16 protein-coding genes are annotated in these 18601 nt (G+C 55.5%); 10 read left to right on the top strand and 6 right to left on the bottom strand.

Annotated features, from left to right (window positions below; translation table 11 throughout):
• Positions 1 to 50: 50 nt before the first annotated feature.
• Positions 51 to 1025: a KpsF/GutQ family sugar-phosphate isomerase gene (locus GGR27_RS18175; protein WP_168039994.1), complete on the top strand. Its 975-nt coding sequence runs from the start codon at positions 51 to 53 to the stop codon at positions 1023 to 1025.
• A gap of 181 nt (positions 1026 to 1206) precedes the next feature.
• Here GGR27_RS18175 and GGR27_RS18170 read toward each other — a convergent pair whose 3' ends face one another.
• The 3 genes from GGR27_RS18170 to GGR27_RS18160 form a co-directional block, all read right to left on the bottom strand.
• Entirely contained in the window at positions 1207 to 2007 is an 801-nt protein-coding gene (locus GGR27_RS18170) for an SDR family NAD(P)-dependent oxidoreductase (protein ID WP_168039992.1), read from the bottom strand.
• A gap of 54 nt (positions 2008 to 2061) precedes the next feature.
• Positions 2062 to 2994, bottom strand: a complete 933-nt coding sequence (locus tag GGR27_RS18165) for a DUF302 domain-containing protein (RefSeq protein WP_168039990.1) — start codon at positions 2992 to 2994, stop codon at positions 2062 to 2064.
• Between the two features lie 159 nt (positions 2995 to 3153).
• Positions 3154 to 3444 carry a YiaA/YiaB family inner membrane protein gene (locus GGR27_RS18160; RefSeq protein WP_168039988.1) on the bottom strand — a complete coding sequence of 97 codons (291 nt, stop codon included), beginning with the start codon at positions 3442 to 3444 and terminating at the stop codon, positions 3154 to 3156.
• 216 nt (positions 3445 to 3660) lie between these two features.
• Between GGR27_RS18160 and GGR27_RS18155 the strand changes: the two genes are divergently transcribed.
• Positions 3661 to 5946 (top strand): FdhF/YdeP family oxidoreductase, encoded by a 2286-nt coding sequence (locus GGR27_RS18155; protein WP_168039986.1) that lies wholly within the window; start codon positions 3661 to 3663, stop codon positions 5944 to 5946.
• 22 nt (positions 5947 to 5968) lie between these two features.
• On the opposite strand, the gene GGR27_RS18150 is transcribed toward GGR27_RS18155, so the two are convergent.
• Positions 5969 to 6379 carry a PIN domain-containing protein gene (locus GGR27_RS18150; RefSeq protein ID WP_168039984.1) on the bottom strand — a complete coding sequence of 137 codons (411 nt, stop codon included), beginning with the start codon at positions 6377 to 6379 and terminating at the stop codon, positions 5969 to 5971.
• Positions 6376 to 6645 carry a DUF6364 family protein gene (locus tag GGR27_RS18145; RefSeq protein WP_168039982.1) on the bottom strand — a complete coding sequence of 90 codons (270 nt, stop codon included), beginning with the start codon at positions 6643 to 6645 and terminating at the stop codon, positions 6376 to 6378. Before GGR27_RS18145 ends, GGR27_RS18150 begins: the two co-directional genes overlap by 4 nt.
• Positions 6646 to 6683: 38 nt before the next feature.
• Here GGR27_RS18145 and GGR27_RS18140 point away from each other — a divergent pair, with 38 nt between their 5' ends.
• Positions 6684 to 7925, top strand: a complete 1242-nt coding sequence (locus GGR27_RS18140; RefSeq protein WP_168039980.1) for a murein hydrolase activator EnvC family protein — start codon at positions 6684 to 6686, stop codon at positions 7923 to 7925.
• Positions 7926 to 8100: 175 nt separating this feature from the next.
• Here GGR27_RS18140 and GGR27_RS18135 read toward each other — a convergent pair whose 3' ends face one another.
• The gene (locus GGR27_RS18135) at positions 8101 to 10773 is read right to left on the bottom strand and encodes a DNA gyrase/topoisomerase IV subunit A (RefSeq protein WP_168039978.1); all 2673 of its coding nucleotides are present in this window, start codon (positions 10771 to 10773) and stop codon (positions 8101 to 8103) included.
• 529 nt (positions 10774 to 11302) lie between these two features.
• Here GGR27_RS18135 and GGR27_RS18130 point away from each other — a divergent pair.
• The 7 genes from GGR27_RS18130 (at position 11303) to GGR27_RS18100 (ending at position 18578) form a co-directional block, all read left to right on the top strand.
• The gene (locus GGR27_RS18130; protein WP_168039976.1) at positions 11303 to 12682 is read left to right on the top strand and encodes a DUF819 family protein; all 1380 of its coding nucleotides are present in this window, start codon (positions 11303 to 11305) and stop codon (positions 12680 to 12682) included.
• Between the two features lie 156 nt (positions 12683 to 12838).
• Positions 12839 to 13669 (top strand): SDR family oxidoreductase, encoded by an 831-nt coding sequence (locus GGR27_RS18125; protein ID WP_168039974.1) that lies wholly within the window; start codon positions 12839 to 12841, stop codon positions 13667 to 13669.
• A 246-nt stretch (positions 13670 to 13915) separates the two neighbouring features.
• Entirely contained in the window at positions 13916 to 14398 is a 483-nt protein-coding gene (locus tag GGR27_RS18120; RefSeq protein WP_168039972.1) for a hypothetical protein, read from the top strand.
• A 243-nt stretch (positions 14399 to 14641) separates the two neighbouring features.
• A complete protein-coding gene (locus tag GGR27_RS18115) occupies positions 14642 to 15454 on the top strand; it encodes a universal stress protein (RefSeq protein WP_168039970.1) in 813 nt (270 codons plus the stop codon).
• Positions 15455 to 15504: 50 nt separating this feature from the next.
• Positions 15505 to 15999, top strand: a complete 495-nt coding sequence (locus GGR27_RS18110) for an SDR family NAD(P)-dependent oxidoreductase (RefSeq protein ID WP_320060371.1) — start codon at positions 15505 to 15507, stop codon at positions 15997 to 15999.
• Positions 16000 to 16283: 284 nt separating this feature from the next.
• Positions 16284 to 16721, top strand: a complete 438-nt coding sequence (locus GGR27_RS18105; protein ID WP_168039968.1) for a hypothetical protein — start codon at positions 16284 to 16286, stop codon at positions 16719 to 16721.
• A 324-nt stretch (positions 16722 to 17045) separates the two neighbouring features.
• A complete protein-coding gene (locus GGR27_RS18100; protein WP_168039966.1) occupies positions 17046 to 18578 on the top strand; it encodes a type I restriction-modification system subunit M in 1533 nt (510 codons plus the stop codon).
• Positions 18579 to 18601: the final 23 nt, after the last annotated feature.

The raw sequence follows: 18601 nt of genomic DNA, 5'->3' as shown, positions 1-18601 counted from the left end.
TTGTTAGTCACCCGTAGCCTCCATCAGAATGCTCAAAAATACACTTTTAAGTGAGAAAACCTAGCCCCGTCATTGATGTTGCCCGTCGTACACTGCAAATTGAAGCTGCCGCGCTAACGAATTTAATCGATACCATCGACGCACGTTTTGAGGCGAGCGTGACCGCTATTTACGCGTGTGAGGGGCGAGTAATCGTCACCGGGATCGGGAAAACGGCACTGGTGGGTAAAAAGATCGTAGCCACGCTGAACTCTACGGGCACTCCGGCTACTTTTTTACACGCAGCCGACGCTATCCACGGGGACATCGGTATGGTGCAGCCCAACGACATCGTACTGGCCATCAGCAGGAGTGGAGAAACGGCGGAACTAAAAATGCTGGCCCTCCTCACCCGTCAACTCGGCAACCCGCTCATCGCCATGGTCAGCCGGCCGGACTGTAGCCTCGGGCAGAGTGCCGATTACCTCCTTCTCGCGCCCTTCGACCGGGAGGCGGATCCGAACGAACTGGCCCCGACAACGAGCACTACCCTACAAATGGCGCTTGGGGATGCCGTAGCCACTTCCCTCCTCGCCCTGCGCGGCTTCAGCCCCGAAGACTTCGCCCGTTACCACCCCGGCGGCTCCCTCGGCAAACAGATGTATTTACGCGTTTCGGATCTGTACCCCCACAATCAGCAGCCGGTCGTCAGGCCCTCCACCAGCCTCCAAGAAACCGTACTGGAAATGACGGCGAAGTGCCTGGGGGCCACGGCCGTTCTGGAAGAAGGGTCGGACCGGCTCGCGGGGATTGTCACCGACGGGGATCTGCGACGGCTGTTGTCTTCCACCACCAACTTAGTTCGCGTAACCGCCGCCAAGATGATGACGGCCACACCCAAAACGGTGCACAAAGACACCCTGGCCATCCGCGCGCTCGCCACCCTACGCCAGCACAGCATCACGCAACTTCCCGTGGTGGGTGATGAAGGGGAATACCTGGGGTTTTTGCACCTGCACGATCTGGTGCGGGAGGGTTTGGTGTGAGTTTTATTTTAGGCCTGGTATACGCCTTTTTTTGGGCCACAAAAACACAGAAGCACGTAGCGTAAAAAGATATACGAACGTATCCCCAATCTCCGGTAACGATGCGTTGGCAAGCCGACCACAGACCACAGACCACAGACCAAGATACTCTCCCTAACCACCCGGCACCCGCGACTGCGCCCTACCGAAGAAACTTCTTCAGCACCCGTTCGTACGTCGCCGGAAAAAGCCGCGTCGCCCAGTCGATCATCTTCGCGTCGGACCCGATCAGAATCCGCTGCTTACCGCGTTCAATGCCGCGAATAATAGTTTTTGCCGCGTCAACTGCCGTTGTCGGAGCGCTGCGCTCAAAGCCGCGAATGAAGCGCTCGCGCTCTTCCGGGTTTTCAATTTCTACGTTGCGTGCGATGTTGGTTTGGATGCCGCCGGGGTGAACGCAGACGATCTGGATGGGTTCTTTACGTAGTTCCACCCGTAGCGTTTCGGTGAAGCCACGCACGGCAAATTTACTAACGTTGTAGGGGGCCGAACGGGGGTAACCCATCAGTCCGAAGACACTACTGATGTTGACGAGTACGCTATTTGGGCGCTGGCGCAGGTGCGGCAAAAAGACCAAGGAGCCGTGAATTACCCCGTAAAGATTTACCCGGAGCACTTTCTCGTAATCCTCCGCCGTACTCTGCTCGCTCGATTGTTGGCGGACGCTCATGCCGGCGTTGTTGATCACCACGTCGACGCCACCCAGTGCTTTGTTGACCCGGGCGGCAAAATCTTCCGTGCACTGTTGGTCACCTACGTCGTAGGTAGCTTTCACCCCCTGGCTGGCCGCGGGAAGGGCCGCCCAGGTTTCTTCGAGGCTAGTTTCATCCCAATCGTTCAAAGCTAAAATAGCTCCTTTTGCCGCGAATTGGTAGGCGAGTTCACGACCGATCCCGGAACCGGCGCCGGTGATGACAACTACGTTTTTGGTGAAATTCTTCATGGTCGGGCGTGATCGTTTGGGCCTAAATTAGTGATTCTCGGACGAGGCGGAAAATCAGTTGCGCGTAATCGTCTGCGCGATGTTTGCCAGGGCCGCGGTGATTTGCGTGATTTGCTCCGCACCGGCCGTTACGCCGTGGCGACGGACCAGATAGGCGATATCGTTGTAAAGCACTTTAGTCGTGCCGTCGGCGTCTTCGTAGATCAACATTTTCTGGGGTAGGTCGATGCCCATCGTGCGGCGGTCCTGAATGAGGGGCGTGCCGAGGTTGGGGTTACCGAAGACGAGCAGGCGGGTAGGCCGTAATTCCAGATTAACGCTGGCAGCATTCGCTTGGTGGTTAAAGATGGTGATGATGCTCAGGTTAGGGTTGCGGTTGAGAAGTTCGAGGAGCTTGTTGTACGTCTCGTCAAAAGTCAGCTCGCTGTCTATTTCGATGAGTCCTTCATCTGCCGTAACGGTATTTTCCGCGGCTGGAACAAGCGTAGTTGCGCCGCCATCCGTTGCTAAACCCTGGAGCGCGGTACTAATCTGACTCAAGGTAGTGACGCTGTCTACGCCATGGCGCTGGCCGAGGTAGGCCGTGTTGTTGTAGGCCGTTACGGTCTGGCCGTCATTGTTGATGTATACCAGCATCTTTTGCGGCAGGTCGATGCCGGCGCGTTGGTTGGCCTGCATCAACGGGGTACCGAGCGTCGGGTTGCCAAAGAGGACGACGCGAGTGGCGGGCAGTTCGGCGTTTATATTTTGGGCATTTTGTTGGTGATCGACTTCTTCGACGACACCGATGGCCGGGTTGGCGCGTAGCTTGGCCGTCAGGGCGTTGTAAACGATGGAAAAGCTTTGGGCTTCGTCGAGGGTATAATTCAGGCCGGGCACATCAACGGGTACGTCGGCGACAACGTAGTTGACATCCTCATCGTCTTCGCAGGCGGAGAAGGAGAGAATCAGGGAGAGGAAAAGTAGGAGACTCGGAAGGTGACGCATATATTGGTGTTGAGTTGGGGTCGTTGGTAACACGCAATTCAACTATGCTATGTTTAGGATTCTGGGGAGAGTAGGCGGTAGGCTGGTAGGCGGTAGTTGGTAGTTACAGTCTCTACAGACTACCGCCTATCAGCCTACCACCCAACCCCCTACCCGCCTTTAAAACTCCCGCCCAGGATTCTCCGTCTCGCTCAAAAACTTCTCCGTCTTCGCCCGCTCGACCTTGTTGTACAGCCGGTCGGATTCGTGCTTATCACGGATGACCTTGGCGAGGGTAAAACAGGAGCTGACCGTGAAGACGAAGCCCATGGCGAGGAAGCCTTTGGTGATCGTCGTCGCGTCGAGCAAAAAGATGCCGGCGAGGGTGCCGATGCTGGCCAGGACGAAAGAGATCCAGGCCATGTTGTGAAAGGATTTACTGTTGGAATGATCGATGATAGTATGTGACATAATCAAGTTCTTTTTGGTCGGGAAACGGGATTGCTTCCGGCGACTGGTGGTGAAGGTGGGGTCGCCCAGTCCCGGAAAACGGTCGGATTTCGACGAACGTTAGGGACTAGTCCACGAAACCCTGCTTTTATTTCCCCTAACACGGCACCCGCGACCGCGCCCACGCACCAAAAGTGAGAATATGCGTTACCTTATCAGCCCTCAAACCGCCCCGCCATGAATGAATTGACGCCCGAAAAACTACACGATCTCGAACTGAAGAAGCGCTCGAAATATGCCGCCGGCGTGCCCGCGGTTGGCGTTTCGTTGGAGCACATCAAGGAATACACCCACCTGAAGGAAGGCATGCACGCCCTGCTAAAGCTCAACCAGAAAGGCGGCTATGATTGTCCCAGTTGCGCCTGGCCCGACCCGGACGGTAAGCGCAGCCCGATCGCGGAATACTGTGAGAACGGCGCTAAAGCCGTCGCCGAAGAAGCCACCTCGCGCCAGGCTAGCCCCGGGTGGTTCGCCCGCCATTCCGTTGACGAAATGGGGGCCATGAGCGACTTCGAACTCGGCAAATCCGGCCGCATTATGGAGCCGATGTACCTCGCCCCGGGCGCAACGCACTATACCCCGATTACCTGGGACGGGGCTTTCGATATCGTTGCCAAGGAACTGAACGGCCTGGCCTCCCCCGACGAAGCCATCTTCTACACCAGCGGCCGGGCCAGTAACGAAGCGGCGTTTTTGTACCAGCTTTTCGTGCGGCAGTACGGCACCAATAACCTGCCCGACTGCTCCAATATGTGCCACGAAAGCACCAGTAAGGCGCTGGCGCAGGTGCTGGGTTTGGGGAAGGGCAGTGTGACTCTGCACGACATTCATGATGCCGACCTACTCCTTTTGATCGGTCAGAACCCCGGGACGAACCACCCCCGAATGCTAAGCGCCCTCAAGCAATGCAAAGACAACGGCGGCCGAATCATCAGCATCAACCCGTTGCCCGAAACCGGGCTGATGAAATTCGTCGACCCGCAGGACCCGATCAATATTCTCGCCCGGGGAACAAAACTCACCGACGTATTTCTCCAGGTGAAGATCAACGAAGACATGAGCCTCGTCCGCGCGATCTGTAAGATTTTGTGGACGGAAGACCGGAAGGACCCCGGCAGCATTTTCGACCGCGAATTTATCGAAAGCCACACCTCCGGTTACGCCGCTTGGTCGGACATGATCGAGGCGACCGACCTACAAGAATGCATGGACGGCTCCGGTGTCGAGCCCGCCAAAATCTACGAAGCCGCCGGCCTCATCGCCGCCTCCAAAAAGATCATCATCTGCTACGCCATGGGCCTGACCCAGCACGAAAACAGCGTGGACGTGGTGAAGGAAATGGTCAACCTGATCCTCTGCAAAGGCGCGATTGGCAAACCCGGCGCGGGCATCTGCCCCGTGCGTGGCCACTCCAACGTCCAGGGTGATCGTACGATGGGCGTCTGGGAACAACTCAAGCCCGAACTTCGCGACGGACTACGGAATCACTTTAATTTCGAGCCGCCCGCTGAGGACGGGCTGGACGTAGTAAACAGCATCAAAGCCATGCACGCCGGGAAGGCGAAAGTCTTTGTTGCCCTCGGTGGAAACTTCATTTCCGCCACGCCGGATACGGTTTATACCGCGAAAGGCTTACGCCAGTGTAACCTCACCGTGCAAATATCTACGAAGCCGAACCGGAGCCACGTGGTCCACGGAAAGCAAGCCCTCATTCTTCCCTGCCTCGGCCGGACGGAAATCGACCTGCGGGAAGCGGGCGAGCAGTTCGTGAGCTGTGAGAATTCGATGGGCGTGGTACAGATGAGTAAGGGGGTGTTGGAGCCCCGAAGTACGCATTTACGCAGCGAGGTAGCCATCATTTGCGGGATGGCCGCGAGGACGCTGGGCGAGAAAACGACGGTAAAGTGGACGGACATGGCTTCGGACTACGACAACGTCCGCGATGCGATTGCGGCCTGCATCAAAGGCTTCGAACGCTACAACGAAAAGGTGCGGCAACCGGCAGGTTTCTACTTACCGAACGGTCCGCGCAACTGCCGCTTCGAGACTTCGGACGGTAAGGCGCAATTCAGCGTTACGCCGCTGAGTAACCATGTGCTAGAGCCGGGTGAATTTCTGATGACGACCGTCCGCAGCCATGACCAGTACAACACAACTATCTACGGGATGGACGACCGCTACCGGGGCATCCACAACGAGCGGCGCGTGGTGATGATGAACGAATTGGATATGGCAGCGAACGGCTACGCTTCCGGCCAGAAAGTCGATCTGACGAGTGAGTACGATGGGGACGTGCGGCGGGTAAATCTATTTCAGATCGTGCCCTTCTCTATTCCCAGGGGGAATATTTGTACTTATTTTCCGGAGACTAATCCGCTGGTACCGATTTCGCGGACGGCGCGGGGGAGTAATACGCCAATTAGTAAGAGTGTTCGGGTGCGGGTTTTGGAGCGTAATAGATAGTACTCAGTCACATCAATTATTACTATCGGGATGCCATAAAATGAGCAGGCGTCATAACATTGATCGGCGAGGTAACGAAACCACTCGCGTCCCTTGTTATGATCACGTCCGCCTGCACGTGCACGGCAGAGTAAATCTGGAGACCATCTTCAAAATCGGGAAGTTCAGCATCATTTAAAGAACTAGAGACAATCTCTTTCGATAAGTCTACTACGCTGACGATTGAGCTAACTTCTTTAAGTGCTTTGGTTGCAAAGGCTCCATTATGAGACTTCGACAAAACATAATGAGCATTAGCATAGGTGAGCGTTGAAACAAATATTTCAATTTCGCCAAATTCAACCAACGAAAAAACCTCGCCCGAAGACACGAAACCATCTCTTTTTCCGAGCACGTCAATCAGTACATTAGTATCGACAAAGACTTTTCTCATTTGTATTTCTCTATGAGGTGATTACCGTAATCCACTTTGTGATCGTAATCATCTGGCAAATCTATTATGCCGAGTAATCGCTTCACCGTTGGTGAAAAATTAGCTTCCGCCTCTGTTTTTTCTTCTTGCGCGAAGACCGCTTCCAGGTAATTCTCAAATAGTCTGGAAAGACTCGTATTTCTGCCTTTAGCGTATACCTTTGCTTTGTCGATGACTGATGACTTTAGACTCAACGTAAGCTTTTTATCGGTTTTGACGAGTTCCATAACGTAAATAACGACGATTATACGTGTAAGTTGTAGTTATGGCTCCTATTTATACGTACAAAAAAGACATTTTGGAAATGACAAAGTCTTCAATCTTGTCTTATCTGGTGCTAATTATAGTACTTACCGTTTGGCTGATCAGTCCAACACTATCCGCCCAATCCCCCCTCCAACAACGCCGCCAACGCATTGAGCGCGAACTCCAACGTACCGGTCGTGAGCTGAAAACCACCCGCTCCCAAAAAGGTGCCGCCCTCACCCAGGCCGGCCAACTCAAAACCCAGATTACCCAACGGGAAGAGTTGATCCTGACCCTAGAAGAAGAAGCCGCCCGTAATACCGAACGCCTCCGCCGCGATAGCTCCGCCGTTGCGGCTCTGACTGCTGACCTTACCGGTATCATCGACGAGTACGGCCAAACCCTTCGCGCCGCCAACCGAGCCAGGCTGCTGGATGGCTGGACGGTCTTTTTGTTTAATGCAAAGGGCGTAAACGACGTCTTCCGCCGTATGATCTACCTGCGGCAGTACCAAAAATACCGCACCCGGCAAGCTTTGGCCGTGCGTCAAACGAGGGAGAAACTAAGTGGTCGCGTTGTAACCTTGCAGGAAGAAAGGATGCTGAGAGATTCCCTACTTCGCGCGACGGTAGAACAAGGAACAATCCTCCAGGGTGAACTAAAGGTTCAGGACCGGCTGGTCAAAAAGTTATCTACTAGTGAGCGAGCGCTACTAAAGAAAGTCAAAAAGCAGGAAAGCATCGCCCGCAGTTTGCGTCGCCAAGTATCCAGTGCGATCGACAAGGACGTGGCCAAAAAAGCCCGTACGCGCTCAGCAAAGAAAGGTAAGAAAACCGGAGCGGTAGCTACGGCTACATCCGCAAACAGTAATAGCATCGCCAACCGCCGGGGTCGCCTCGGTTGGCCGGTTGAGGGCCGCATCGTCCGTAAATTCGGGAAGCAGCCCCACCCGGACGTTCCTTCCGTCATCGTGGATAATCGGGGAGTTGATATTGAGGGGGGAAAACAGGCTGCCATCGCTGCTATTTACGCCGGGAAGGTGGTGGACGTGACCGGCACGGGTGGCGGGCGCAGTATGGTTTTAGTTAGCCACGGTAATTTCTATTCCGTGTATTCCAATCTTGAATTTCCGCAGGTGAAGACCGGAGATGAACTAGCCGCCGGGAAGCAGATTGGTCTTACGGCGCGGGATGGCTCCGCGCTGCACTTTGAGTTGTGGCGGGGGAAAGTGGCGTTGGACCCTGGGGGGTGGTTGCGTTGATGGTGAGCCTGGTTCCTGGCGTCGATCCGAGTGTTCGGACAATAATCAGTGGACCGACCCCGTGGGTTCGGTCCACTGATTATTCATCCGACCACCTATGATCGTTAGTAATCTCAACCGGGCTGATTCCCTCGGTCCAACAAGCCTGAAAAACAGGGTAGACTTTACCAAACCGCTAGAAATTCAACTCAATCGTCTGCCCCGGCCGCAAACCGTCTTCATCCTTGCCATCATTTTTTGTCTTACTACCGCCCTTAACCCTGGCGTCAGGTTCCTTGGCGGTAGGCACGAATGGATCGTTGAGTTCCTTGACCGCCGTAAGTTTCCCTTCATAGAGTTTATTACCGAGTGACTTCCAACCCTTCACGTCGATGAACTCCGCTAACTGGACGATGCGCGATTCCTTCGCGCGCTTGACCCGGTATTCGACTTCCACTTCCGGTTTGGGATGTACGGTTGCGTAGTAAAGTTTAGAGCTCTTGTTGTCGGAGATGAACTGGAACGACTGCCCCGGCGAGCTCGTCTCGATCTGAAACCGCTTTACCAAGGTGAGTTTCCGCTCGCCTTCGTAATAAACGGCGCTCACGACCATGTCTTCGTCGTACTTGCCGATGAACCAGATCTCCTTCGGATCGTACCTACGGTTCATGTCCAGTTCCTCCCGCTCGTAACTACCATCTTTGTTGAGCACGAGAATAAGGTCGCCCGTGTCGAAACCACCAATGAACTGGCCACGCTCGGCAGTATTAAGCCGGCCGCTCACCGTATCCATCCACATCTTAATGGCGCCGAGCGTACTCTTGCCGGCTTCCTTCAGCGTCACTTTACGGACGGGGTAGCGCGTCACGATATTACCCGCCGAAGCACGGCCTTTAATCGCCAGTTCGGCAAAGTCGAAATCGAAATCTTTCACCCGTGCTTTCGCCGATGGGCTGAGCAGTAGATTGACGATCTCCGCTTCCCCATTCGAGTTCGCGCTGAAATGAAGCATTTTGGACCCCTTCTCCCCTTTCGTGAGGTTGTATTCGCGGTCGCGGGTGATGCCCTTTACGTTGAAGCGCTTGCCCATCGTGCGACCGGTCTTACCGTCGAGGTAGAGCATATTGTAGGTTGTCCGCTCGTCGCCGCGGTTCCAGACGCTGACGTGGAGGATGTTTTTACCGACGTAGGTTTTATCGTCGATCTTGGTGACGGTCAGGACGCCGTCTTTGCGCACTACGATCACGTCGTCAATGTCGGAACATTCCATCACGAACTCTTCCTTCTTGAGGCCCATCCCCACGAAACCTTCCTTGCGGTCGACGTAAAGCTTGGCATTATTTGCTGCTACAGCCGACACCTGGACTTTTTCAAATACGTCAATGATCGTCTTACGATCGCGGCCTTTGCCGTATTTGTCCAGTATGTTCTGGTACCAGGCGATGGTGTACTCATTGAGGTGGTCAAGGTCATGCTTGACTTGCAAGAGCTCGGCTTCGAGGACGGCGATGCGTTCGTCGGCCTTGAAGGAATTGTATTTAGAAATGCGCTTGATGCGGATCTCGGTGAGGCGGACGATATCTTCCTCGGAAATATCACGGAGGAGCGGAATACGTTTGTCGCCACGTTTTTTCTTGCCGTTAGGCTCCAGAAAGTATTTCTCCAGGCCGGCACGAATGAGATCGATGACCTCAGGAAAGTCTCCGGCTTCTTCAATATCCCGGTAGATACGTTCCTTGATGAACACTTTCTCCAAGCTCGCGAAGTGAAGCTTTTCCTCCAGTTCTTTCTGCTTGATGGTCAGTTCCATCTTGAGCAGCGCCTTCGTCTGGTGGGTGATGTGCTCGAGGATGTCGAGCACCGAGACGAAGTACGGCTTGTTGCCGTTCATGATGATACACGCGTTCGGACTGACGGAGAGTTCGCAGTTCGTGAAGGCGTAGAGCGCGTCGATTGTCACGTCGGGGCTGATGCCGGGGGCGAGCTCGATGAGGACTTCGACTTCGGCGGCCGTGTTGTCCTGGACGTGCTTGATCTTGATCTTCCCCTTGTCGTTGGCCTTGATGATGGAGTCGATCAGCGTCGAGGTCGTCATGCCGTAGGGGAGTTCCTTGACGGCGATGAACTTATTGTCGATCTTTTCGATCGTGGCGCGGACCTTGATTTTGCCGCCGCGCTTGCCCCAATTATAGTCAGTCACGTCGATGGTGCCACCGGTGGGAAAGTCGGGGTAGAGACGAGGTTTTTTACCCTCCAGTATCTTGATGCTCTCCTTACACAACTCCTGAAAGTTGTGCGGCATGATCTTGGTACTCAACCCTACCGCGATGCCTTCCGCGCCCTGCGCCAGGACGAGGGGGAATTTTACGGGCAGGTTGATCGGTTCCTTTTTCCGGCCGTCGTAGCTGGTTTGCCACTCGGTTGTCTGTGGGTTGAAGACAACTTCGGTGGCGAACTTCGTCAGGCGTGCCTCGATGTAGCGGCTGGCGGCGGCGCGGTCGCCGGTGAGGGTGTTTCCCCAGTTGCCCTGCGGGTCGATGAGGAGGTCTTTTTGGCCCATGTTGACGAGCGCGTCGCCGATGGCGGCGTCGCCGTGGGGGTGGTACTGCATCGTCTGGCCGATGACGTTGGCGACCTTGTGGTAGCGGCCGTCATGCATCTCGTTGAGGGCGTGGAGGATACGGCGCTGGACGGGCTTGAGGCCGTCTTCGATGGTCGGTACGGCCCGTTCGAGAATGACGTAGCTCGCGTAGTCGAGGAAGTAATCCTCGTACATGCCGGTTAGGGTAACGATGGTGTCGCCGTCGTCGGTGGTGGCGGTTCCGGTGGAGTCGGGGGTTTCGTTGGGGTTGGCGGTTTCTTCCGTCATTTCAGGGCTGGGGGTTGGAAATGTTGGGGCTTGTTTGGGTGGTTGTCTAATTAACACTATTGTGGAAACATTTCCATTCATCAAAAACGAAAACGTAGGAAACATTCCACGCATTTAAATAACGAAAACGTGGGAAGCATCCCCATGCAATGTGAACGAAAATGTGGGGAAGCATCCCCACGCATTGTAAACGAAAACGTGGGGAAGCAATCCCATGGATTGTAAACGAAAACGTGGGGAAACATCCCCATGGATTGTAAACGAAAACGTGGGGAAGCATTCCCATGGATTGTAAACGAAAACGTGGGGAAGCATCCCCACGCTACGATAGACGACCCTCCGGGCCTAAAAGCTTGGGGGCGAAGATATGCTTTTTCCTTTCACTAACAAAATGTTTTATTTTAGTTTTAATTGTTTGAAATGTTGCTTGTTAACTTTGCTTCTACCGGTTTATCTTGGCACCCGCCCCGTACTTAGTCGGGACGCCCACATTTCAGGAAAACAGCGTCGCTAACGAATCGATAGTCCTATGCAACCATTTTTTACTAATGACGCGATTGTCTTCGGATTGTTGTTGATCGTCCTGGCACTCATTTTTACGAGTTCGAGTAGTGACAAGCCCTTATGGAAGAAGTTTTATACCTACGTGCCGGCCCTGTTGCTGTGCTATTTCGTGCCGGCGTTGCTGCACTGGCCGCTGGGCTTGATTGCTTACGATTGGTACGTGCCGGAGTTGGCGGGGGAGATTGGGTTGGAAAGTCTGAAAGGCATGAGTTATGGGGAGATCAATCGGCACATCGAAGGGCAGGGGCTCGACGTTGGAAATTTTGGTGACTATAAAGGACACAGCCAACTGTACTTCATGGCCAGCCGCTATTTATTGCCGGCCTCGCTGATCCTGCTCTGCATCAACATCGACATCAAGGGCATTTTTAACCTCGGTTACCGCGCCATCGTGATGTTTTTGGCGGCGACCTTTAGCATCGTTATTGGTGGGCCAATTGCCCTGTTGATCATTTCTAATTTGTTTCCGGACCTGATCGGCCTGGACCCCGACGAGCTCTGGCGCGGTCTGGCAACCATCGCCGGTTCCTGGATCGGCGGTGGCGCGAACCAGGCGGCGATGAAAGAGATCTACGATGTACCGACGGGTATTTTCGGGCAGATGATCGTCGTCGACGTGCTCGTGGCGAATATCTGGATGGGCTTCCTGTTATTCGGGGCGGGGCGGGCCGAAAGGATCGACAAATGGCTGAAGGCGGATAGCTCGGCAATCGAGGAATTGAAGGCAAAAGTAGAGTTGTACGCCGCCACGGTGAAGCGGGAGCCGACGACGACTTCGACCTTTCAAATGCTCGGCGTAGCCTTCGGCGGCGTGGCGCTGGCGCACTGGGGTGCCGATCTGCTCGCCCCCTTTTTCGGACAGTACGAAGCGCAGTTGGAAGCCATGCGTTTGACGACCTTGACGAGTGGTTTTTTCTGGTTAATCGTGATCGCTACGACCGTCGGTTTCGCGCTGAGTTTTACGCCCGCCCGGCGGTTGGAAGGGGTCGGTGCGAGTCGTTGGGCGTCGGTGGCGATCTACATTCTCGTCGCTACGATCGGGATGCAGATGAACATCGGTGACATCTTTTCTAACCTCGGTCTTTTCGCGATCGGGGCGATCTGGATGATCGTGCACGTTACGATTTTGCTGCTGGTTGCGAAGCTCATCAAGGCACCGTTTTTCTACGTGGCCGTTGGTAGTCAGGCGAACGTGGGCGGGGCGGCCTCCGCGCCGGTGGTGGCGAGTGTTTTTTCGCCGGCGCTGGCTCCGGTGGGGGCTATTATGGCGGTTTTGGGGTATGCGCTGGGGACTTATGGGGCTATTCTTTGTGCGGAGATGATGCGGTTGGCAGCCGGTGGCTGATATGCGATATGCGATTAGCTGCGCTGTACTTCATGCTCTCGATATGCGATATTTGATTTGGCTACCGCACGGCTCAAACGTAGTAGTGGGCGCGGTCGCGGGTGCAAAGGAGTTGGAAGAGGAGCAGTATATTTTGGGCCAGATAAAAAGATAATTATGACAATTCTACTCACCGGAATATCCACGGGCATCGGCCGGGCGACCGCCGAGAAGTTGCTTGCCGCCGGACATACTATTTTTGGGTCGACGCGGAAGGTGGAGGACTTTGCGGAGCTAGCAGCGCACGCGAATTTTACCGGACTGGTTTTTGATGTTACCGACCGGGCGGCTATCCAAGCCGGGATTGCAAAGATTAAAACTGCCGGGCCGTTACACGCCGTCGTTAACAACGCCGGCATCGCCGTTACCGGTCCGCTGGAAACATTGGCGGAAGACCAGTATCGTAAGCAATTCGAAGTTAATGTTTTCGGCGCGCTGGCCGTGGCGCAGGAAGCCCTACCGCTCCTACACGCCGCGCGGGAAAGTGGACAGACGAACGTCAAGATCATTAACGTGTCCAGCGTTTCGGGCTACTTGTCTTCTCCGTTCACGAGTATTTATTCCGCGAGCAAATTCGCCATCGAGGCGATCACGGACGGGATGCGGCGGGAATTGATGCCGTTCGGGATCGACGTGATTAGTATTGCACCGGGGCCGGTCAAGACGCCGATCTGGGGGAAGGGGAAGTTGCAGACGGCGGCTTACGAGGACAACCGGTATTCGGGGATGTTGGCCCGGTTGGATACCTACACGGAAAATGCGAATGCCGGGGGACTGGAACCGGCGGTCGTCGCGGCGGCCATCCTGAAAGCCCTGGAAGATCACCGACCACGACCGGATCAACTAATCATGAAGCGGGGGTGGATGGCCAAACTCGTGCTACGGTTGCCGAAGCGCTTGCAGGATAAGTTGATTCGACGGAATTTGGATCGGGACCGGCGGTATTGACGGGGACTGGAGGGTAGGATGCGATGAGCCGCAATCGGCTGAAGCTAGACGTTGCGACCCAGTTGAACCTGGCCCTTGGCCCCTTTTCCGGCACCTGCGACCGCGCCCCAAAACCGCAAAACGCTACCCACCAACCAAAATATCCGCCCCCGCCACACAACCACCGCTTCCTGCCATCGTTATTCAACCAGCGGCCCATCAGGGCACTTCCCGAGCCGCCTGGACGACCCCGCAACACCAACACCATTGAACTACCTATCCTTCCTCGGCCTGACGCTGTGCTTGCTCATCGCCGTACCCCTTACCGCGCAAGACGCCGAACCGAACCTGGCCGCGCGCCGGGTCGTACAGAACTTCCAGGACGCGACGTACCCCAGCCTAACCGAACGCCTCAACGCCGCCGCCGGCACCGAACTAACGTACGAGATCAACTGGGACGAACTCGTCAGTGAAGGCTACACCGACCTCTACGAGCAGGACTGGCCGAAGCTTTACTTCGAGCCACTAATCGCCGCCTTCACCAGCCTGAGCGCGGACGATATTGGGAAAACCGCCCTACGAGACGGACTCAAAAAAGTGGTCATCCGCAACACGACAACGTGTTATTCGAGCACCTGCTGGGCGAGCTTCGCGGATGGCGTACTGACGCTCGACCACCAATTCGCCAACGTGCCCCTCGTCGAAGACCGGACGGCCTCGTTACTGGAGTTGCTGGAAAAGAGCCTGTAGATAACGTAGGTAGCTTCCGGGCCGAACATCGAATACGGTACCGCAAGTTGATGCTTAAAGCACGTTGGGACTTTGCCGCCCGGGGTTCCAACCGTGAACGCCGGCCGCTGCCGCACGCCCCGCGGCAACATATGGCGAAACGGGAAGTTTTAAGTAGTCAAAGGTCCTTGTTGCAGCCCATTGCCGCGTCCCTGCGTTTACGCGTTACTGCTCGTTCATTCGTCTTCACAAAAAGCAATCCAAATGCGTAAAATCCTAATCCCAACCGACTTCTCCCCCATCGCGGATAATGCCATGAAGTGCGCCATCGAAATTGCAACAAGGCTCAAAGGTGAGTTGCACTTGCACCATGCCTACACCATGATCAGGAAAGTGGATTACAACTGGAACCACCCCAGTGACCAGCAACCGTTCGTGCAGGAAATTGAACGACAAATGAGCGTTTCCAAACGGAAATTCACCGACATCACGACCCGGCGCGGGCTCGATCTGCACACGGAAGTAGTGGAAGAACACGTCGACGCACTCTTCCGCAAAGCCATCCTGAACGGCGGCGTCGACCTGATCGTGATGGGTAGCAAGGGCACCACGGGGCTCGAACGGGTCGTCCTGGGCAGCGTGGCCGAGTCGGCGATGACCCTCGCGGAAATTCCCGTCCTGATCGTCCCACCCGGCCACGCATTCCCCCCGCTCGAACGCATCGTCGTGGCCATCGACGGGCAAGAGATCGCCCCGGCTACCCTACGCCCCCTCCGCGAGCTGGCCCTGGGTTTCGGTGCCGAAATAACCATTCTCTACGTCGACACCGGAGGGACTACGGAAAAGGAACAACAACTCGATTCCATTTTTGAGGGCATCCCGACGGTATACCGTAAAATACCCGTCAACAATACCATCAACGACACCGTCAGCGCCTTCGTCGAGGCGGAAGACGCTCACTTGCTCTGCATGATCAAACGGGAGAAAGGTTTCTTCGATAGCCTGTTTAAGAAGAGCGTTACGAAGGACCAGCTGGGTCGGAATGATGTGCCTTTGTTGGTTTTGCCGAAGGGGTGATGGGGTGTTTTGCTGATCTTTTGGTGCGGTCGATTTGACTGAGGGCGGGATTGCTGTTGCGCGGTCGCGGGTGCAAGGGAATTGGGCAGACGAACATCAAGATCATCAACATCTCCAGCGTTTCGGGTTACTTGTCTTCACCATTCCCAAGTATTTATTCCGCGATTAAATTCGCCGTCGAGGCGATTACGGACGGGATGCGGCGGGAATTAATGCCGTTCGGGATCGACGTGATCAGTATTGCGCCGGGGCCGGTCAAGACGCCGATCTGGGGGAAGGGGAAGTTACAGACGGCGGCTTACGAGGACAATCGGTATTCTAGCATACTGGCTAGGCTGGATACTTATACGGAGAAGGCGAACGCCGGCGGGCTGGAGCCGGAGGTGGTGGCGGCGGCCATTCTGAATGCCCTGGAAGATCACCGACAACGACCGGATCAGCTGGTGACGAAGCGGGGGTGGATGGCTAAGTTGGTGTTGCGGTTGCCGAAGCGGTTGCAGGATCGGTTGATTCGTGGGAATTTGGATAATGACCGGCGGTATTAAATAGGTCTTCTTCAACTTTAGGAACGCCAATTCAATAACTGTCCGATTTGCAGCTTGCTATCGCGGCGGTATTCTTCACCATTTGAAAACCACCGTCCCGACTAAGTACGGGATGCTGGTCTTCAAATCGCTCGAATACCACCACGCTAGCGGCGCTTCAATCAGGACAGTTATTAAATCGGCGTTCCTTAGTCACAACGATTAAGGTTCGTGGTTCACCTATCTAGAGAAAATTCAAAGAATCAACAGCATACCGAGACTAACGTAGGGTCGTTTGCTAAATTATGTACTACGCTTTCATAACGTCACTAGTATTTATTGTTACTGTCAATTCCTTGACTGGCCAATCACCAGCACCACAATTTATGAGCATGGTCCAGGTCACGTCCGTGGAAGATTGCTACGAAGACGCAACTTGCACGCAACAGAGGCGGAAAACATACCGTCCGGGAGATTTTCACCAATGGGGCTTCAACGACAGTACGTGCATAGTCACCGCCATAGACCACAAGTCTTCTTATACTTTTACCAAGACTGGCAAAGATGAATGGATAGAAAAGAAGACGAGTCAGGACAGCGTCGTGGCGTACACCTTTTTGTTGCGACGAGATAAAATTTATCGAGATATCTTGGAATTTTTGGGCGATCCAGATGGAGGCGTTTGTGGTACGTATTACGCGATCCTTGATTTTTATGCAGTAGATACCGTGCGGGTTAAGTAGTAACCTTGCGCAAAATATTCAATCACTTAGAACACGAAATCACAAAGGGTAGCTCTTCTTTGTGATTTCCGCGTCCTCCGTGATAGCAAGAAAATAGTGCGTAACGTCAGCGATGAATATAGAGGCCACTCCGCCCGACCCCGATAGTTACCGGGGAACGGCGGCAGCGGCCCGGCACACCCTACCGCCCGAAGCCAGTTGAGGGATTAAAAGGATGACTTCACGGAGTGACCCATCCGTCGGCATCCGCACATCCCCCGCTCCTTGCTACCTTCACCCGGCACCCGTCCCGATTAAATCGGGACCCAAATCACCTCACGGAAAATGACCACCCAAGCCCAAATCAACCAGATCATCTGGAAAGCCTGCGATACCTTTCGCGGCGTCATCGACCCGAGCCAGTACAAGGATTATATCCTGACGATGCTGTTCCTGAAATACGTGGCCGACGTGCACCGCGACCGGCTGGCGACCTACCTGGAGAAGTACGACGGCGACGAGGAACGGGCGCGCTTCGCCATGCGCCGCGAGCGGTTTCAACTGCCGGGCCGGAGCAGCTTTTACTACCTCTACGAGCAGCGCGGGGAAGCCAACATCGGCGAGCTGATCAACGTGGCGCTGAACGAATTCGAGGAGGCCAACCGGGAGAAGCTGGGGAGTGAGGACGGCAGCTCGATCTTCCGCAACATCGACTTCAACTCCAACAACCTCGGCCAGGTGAAGGACCGCAACGTGCGCCTCAAAAACCTGCTGATCGACTTTAGCGACGACCGGCTCGACCTGCGCCCGTCCGTGCTCGGCGACAACGACGTGATCGGCGACGCCTACGAATACCTGATCGCCAACTTCGCCTCCGACGCGGGGAAGAAGGCGGGCGAATTTTACACGCCCAGCCAGGTGTCTACCCTACTGGCCCGCCTCACGAAATCGGCCCCCGGCGCGCGCATCTGCGACCCGACCTGCGGCTCCGGCAGCTTGCTCATCAAAGCCGCCCAGCAGGTGGGCTCCGACAACGTGGCGCTCTACGGCCAGGAGGCGAACGGGACGACCTGGGCGCTGGCCGTCATGAACATGTTCCTGCACGGCTACGACAACGCGACGATCCGCTGGGGCGACACGATCCGCAACCCAAAACTGAAAGAAGGCGACCGGCTGATGAAGTTCGACACGGTGGTCGCCAACCCGCCCTTCAGCCTCGACAAGTGGGGCGCGGACACGGCGGCGGCCGACCCGCACCACCGCTTCTACCGGGGCGTGCCGAGCAAAAGCAAGGGCGACTGGGCCTTCATCTCCCACATGCTGGAGACGGCCAAAACGGACAGCGGCCGGGTGGGCGTGATCGTGCCGCACGGCGTGCTCTTCCGGGGGAGTAGCGAGGGGAAGATCCGGCAAAAGACGATCGAGGAAAACCTGCTGAGCGCCGTGGTGGGCCTGCCGGCCAACCTGTTTTTCGGCACCGGCATCCCGGCGGCGATCCTGCTGTTCGACCGGGGCCGCGCGCCCGAGCAAACCGACGTGCTGTTCATCGACGCCAGCGAAGGCTACGAGGCGGGCAAGAACCAGAACCTGCTGCCGGACGTGGAGATCGACAACATCACCGTGACCTACGATTCCTTCCGCGCCGGCCACCTGGACGCCGGTTTGGTGGAGGACAAATTCGCCTACGTGGCAACGTTTGCGGAGATCGCCGAGAATGAGTTTAATCTGAATATCCCGCGGTACGTGGATACGTTCGAGGAGGCGGCTCCGGTGGATCTGGTGGCGGTGCGGGCAGAGATTGCCGAGTTGGAATTGGCGCGGACGCGGGTGCGGGGGGAGTTGGATGGGTATTTGGCGGAGTTGGGGTTGGGGGCTTAGAAGAATAAATTCTCGATATACTT

Source organism: Neolewinella antarctica (genome assembly GCF_011927835.1).
GTDB lineage: Bacteria > Bacteroidota > Bacteroidia > Chitinophagales > Saprospiraceae > Neolewinella > Neolewinella antarctica.
The sequence above is the reverse complement of the archived record's forward strand: the minus strand, read 5'-3'. Positions and strand labels throughout refer to the sequence as shown.

Coding starts and splice junctions, on each gene's coding strand:
- GGR27_RS18170 (WP_168039992.1), bottom strand. CDS start 2,007: ATGAAGAATTTCACCAAAAACGTAGTTGTCATCACCGGCGCCGGTTCC.
- GGR27_RS18165 (WP_168039990.1), bottom strand. CDS start 2,994: ATGCGTCACCTTCCGAGTCTCCTACTTTTCCTCTCCCTGATTCTCTCC.
- GGR27_RS18160 (WP_168039988.1), bottom strand. CDS start 3,444: ATGTCACATACTATCATCGATCATTCCAACAGTAAATCCTTTCACAAC.
- GGR27_RS18155 (WP_168039986.1), top strand. CDS start 3,661: ATGAATGAATTGACGCCCGAAAAACTACACGATCTCGAACTGAAGAAG.
- GGR27_RS18150 (WP_168039984.1), bottom strand. CDS start 6,379: ATGAGAAAAGTCTTTGTCGATACTAATGTACTGATTGACGTGCTCGGA.
- GGR27_RS18145 (WP_168039982.1), bottom strand. CDS start 6,645: ATGGAACTCGTCAAAACCGATAAAAAGCTTACGTTGAGTCTAAAGTCA.
- GGR27_RS18140 (WP_168039980.1), top strand. CDS start 6,684: ATGGCTCCTATTTATACGTACAAAAAAGACATTTTGGAAATGACAAAG.
- GGR27_RS18135 (WP_168039978.1), bottom strand. CDS start 10,773: ATGACGGAAGAAACCGCCAACCCCAACGAAACCCCCGACTCCACCGGA.
- GGR27_RS18130 (WP_168039976.1), top strand. CDS start 11,303: ATGCAACCATTTTTTACTAATGACGCGATTGTCTTCGGATTGTTGTTG.
- GGR27_RS18125 (WP_168039974.1), top strand. CDS start 12,839: ATGACAATTCTACTCACCGGAATATCCACGGGCATCGGCCGGGCGACC.
- GGR27_RS18115 (WP_168039970.1), top strand. CDS start 14,642: ATGCGTAAAATCCTAATCCCAACCGACTTCTCCCCCATCGCGGATAAT.
- GGR27_RS18105 (WP_168039968.1), top strand. CDS start 16,284: ATGTACTACGCTTTCATAACGTCACTAGTATTTATTGTTACTGTCAAT.
- GGR27_RS18100 (WP_168039966.1), top strand. CDS start 17,046: ATGACCACCCAAGCCCAAATCAACCAGATCATCTGGAAAGCCTGCGAT.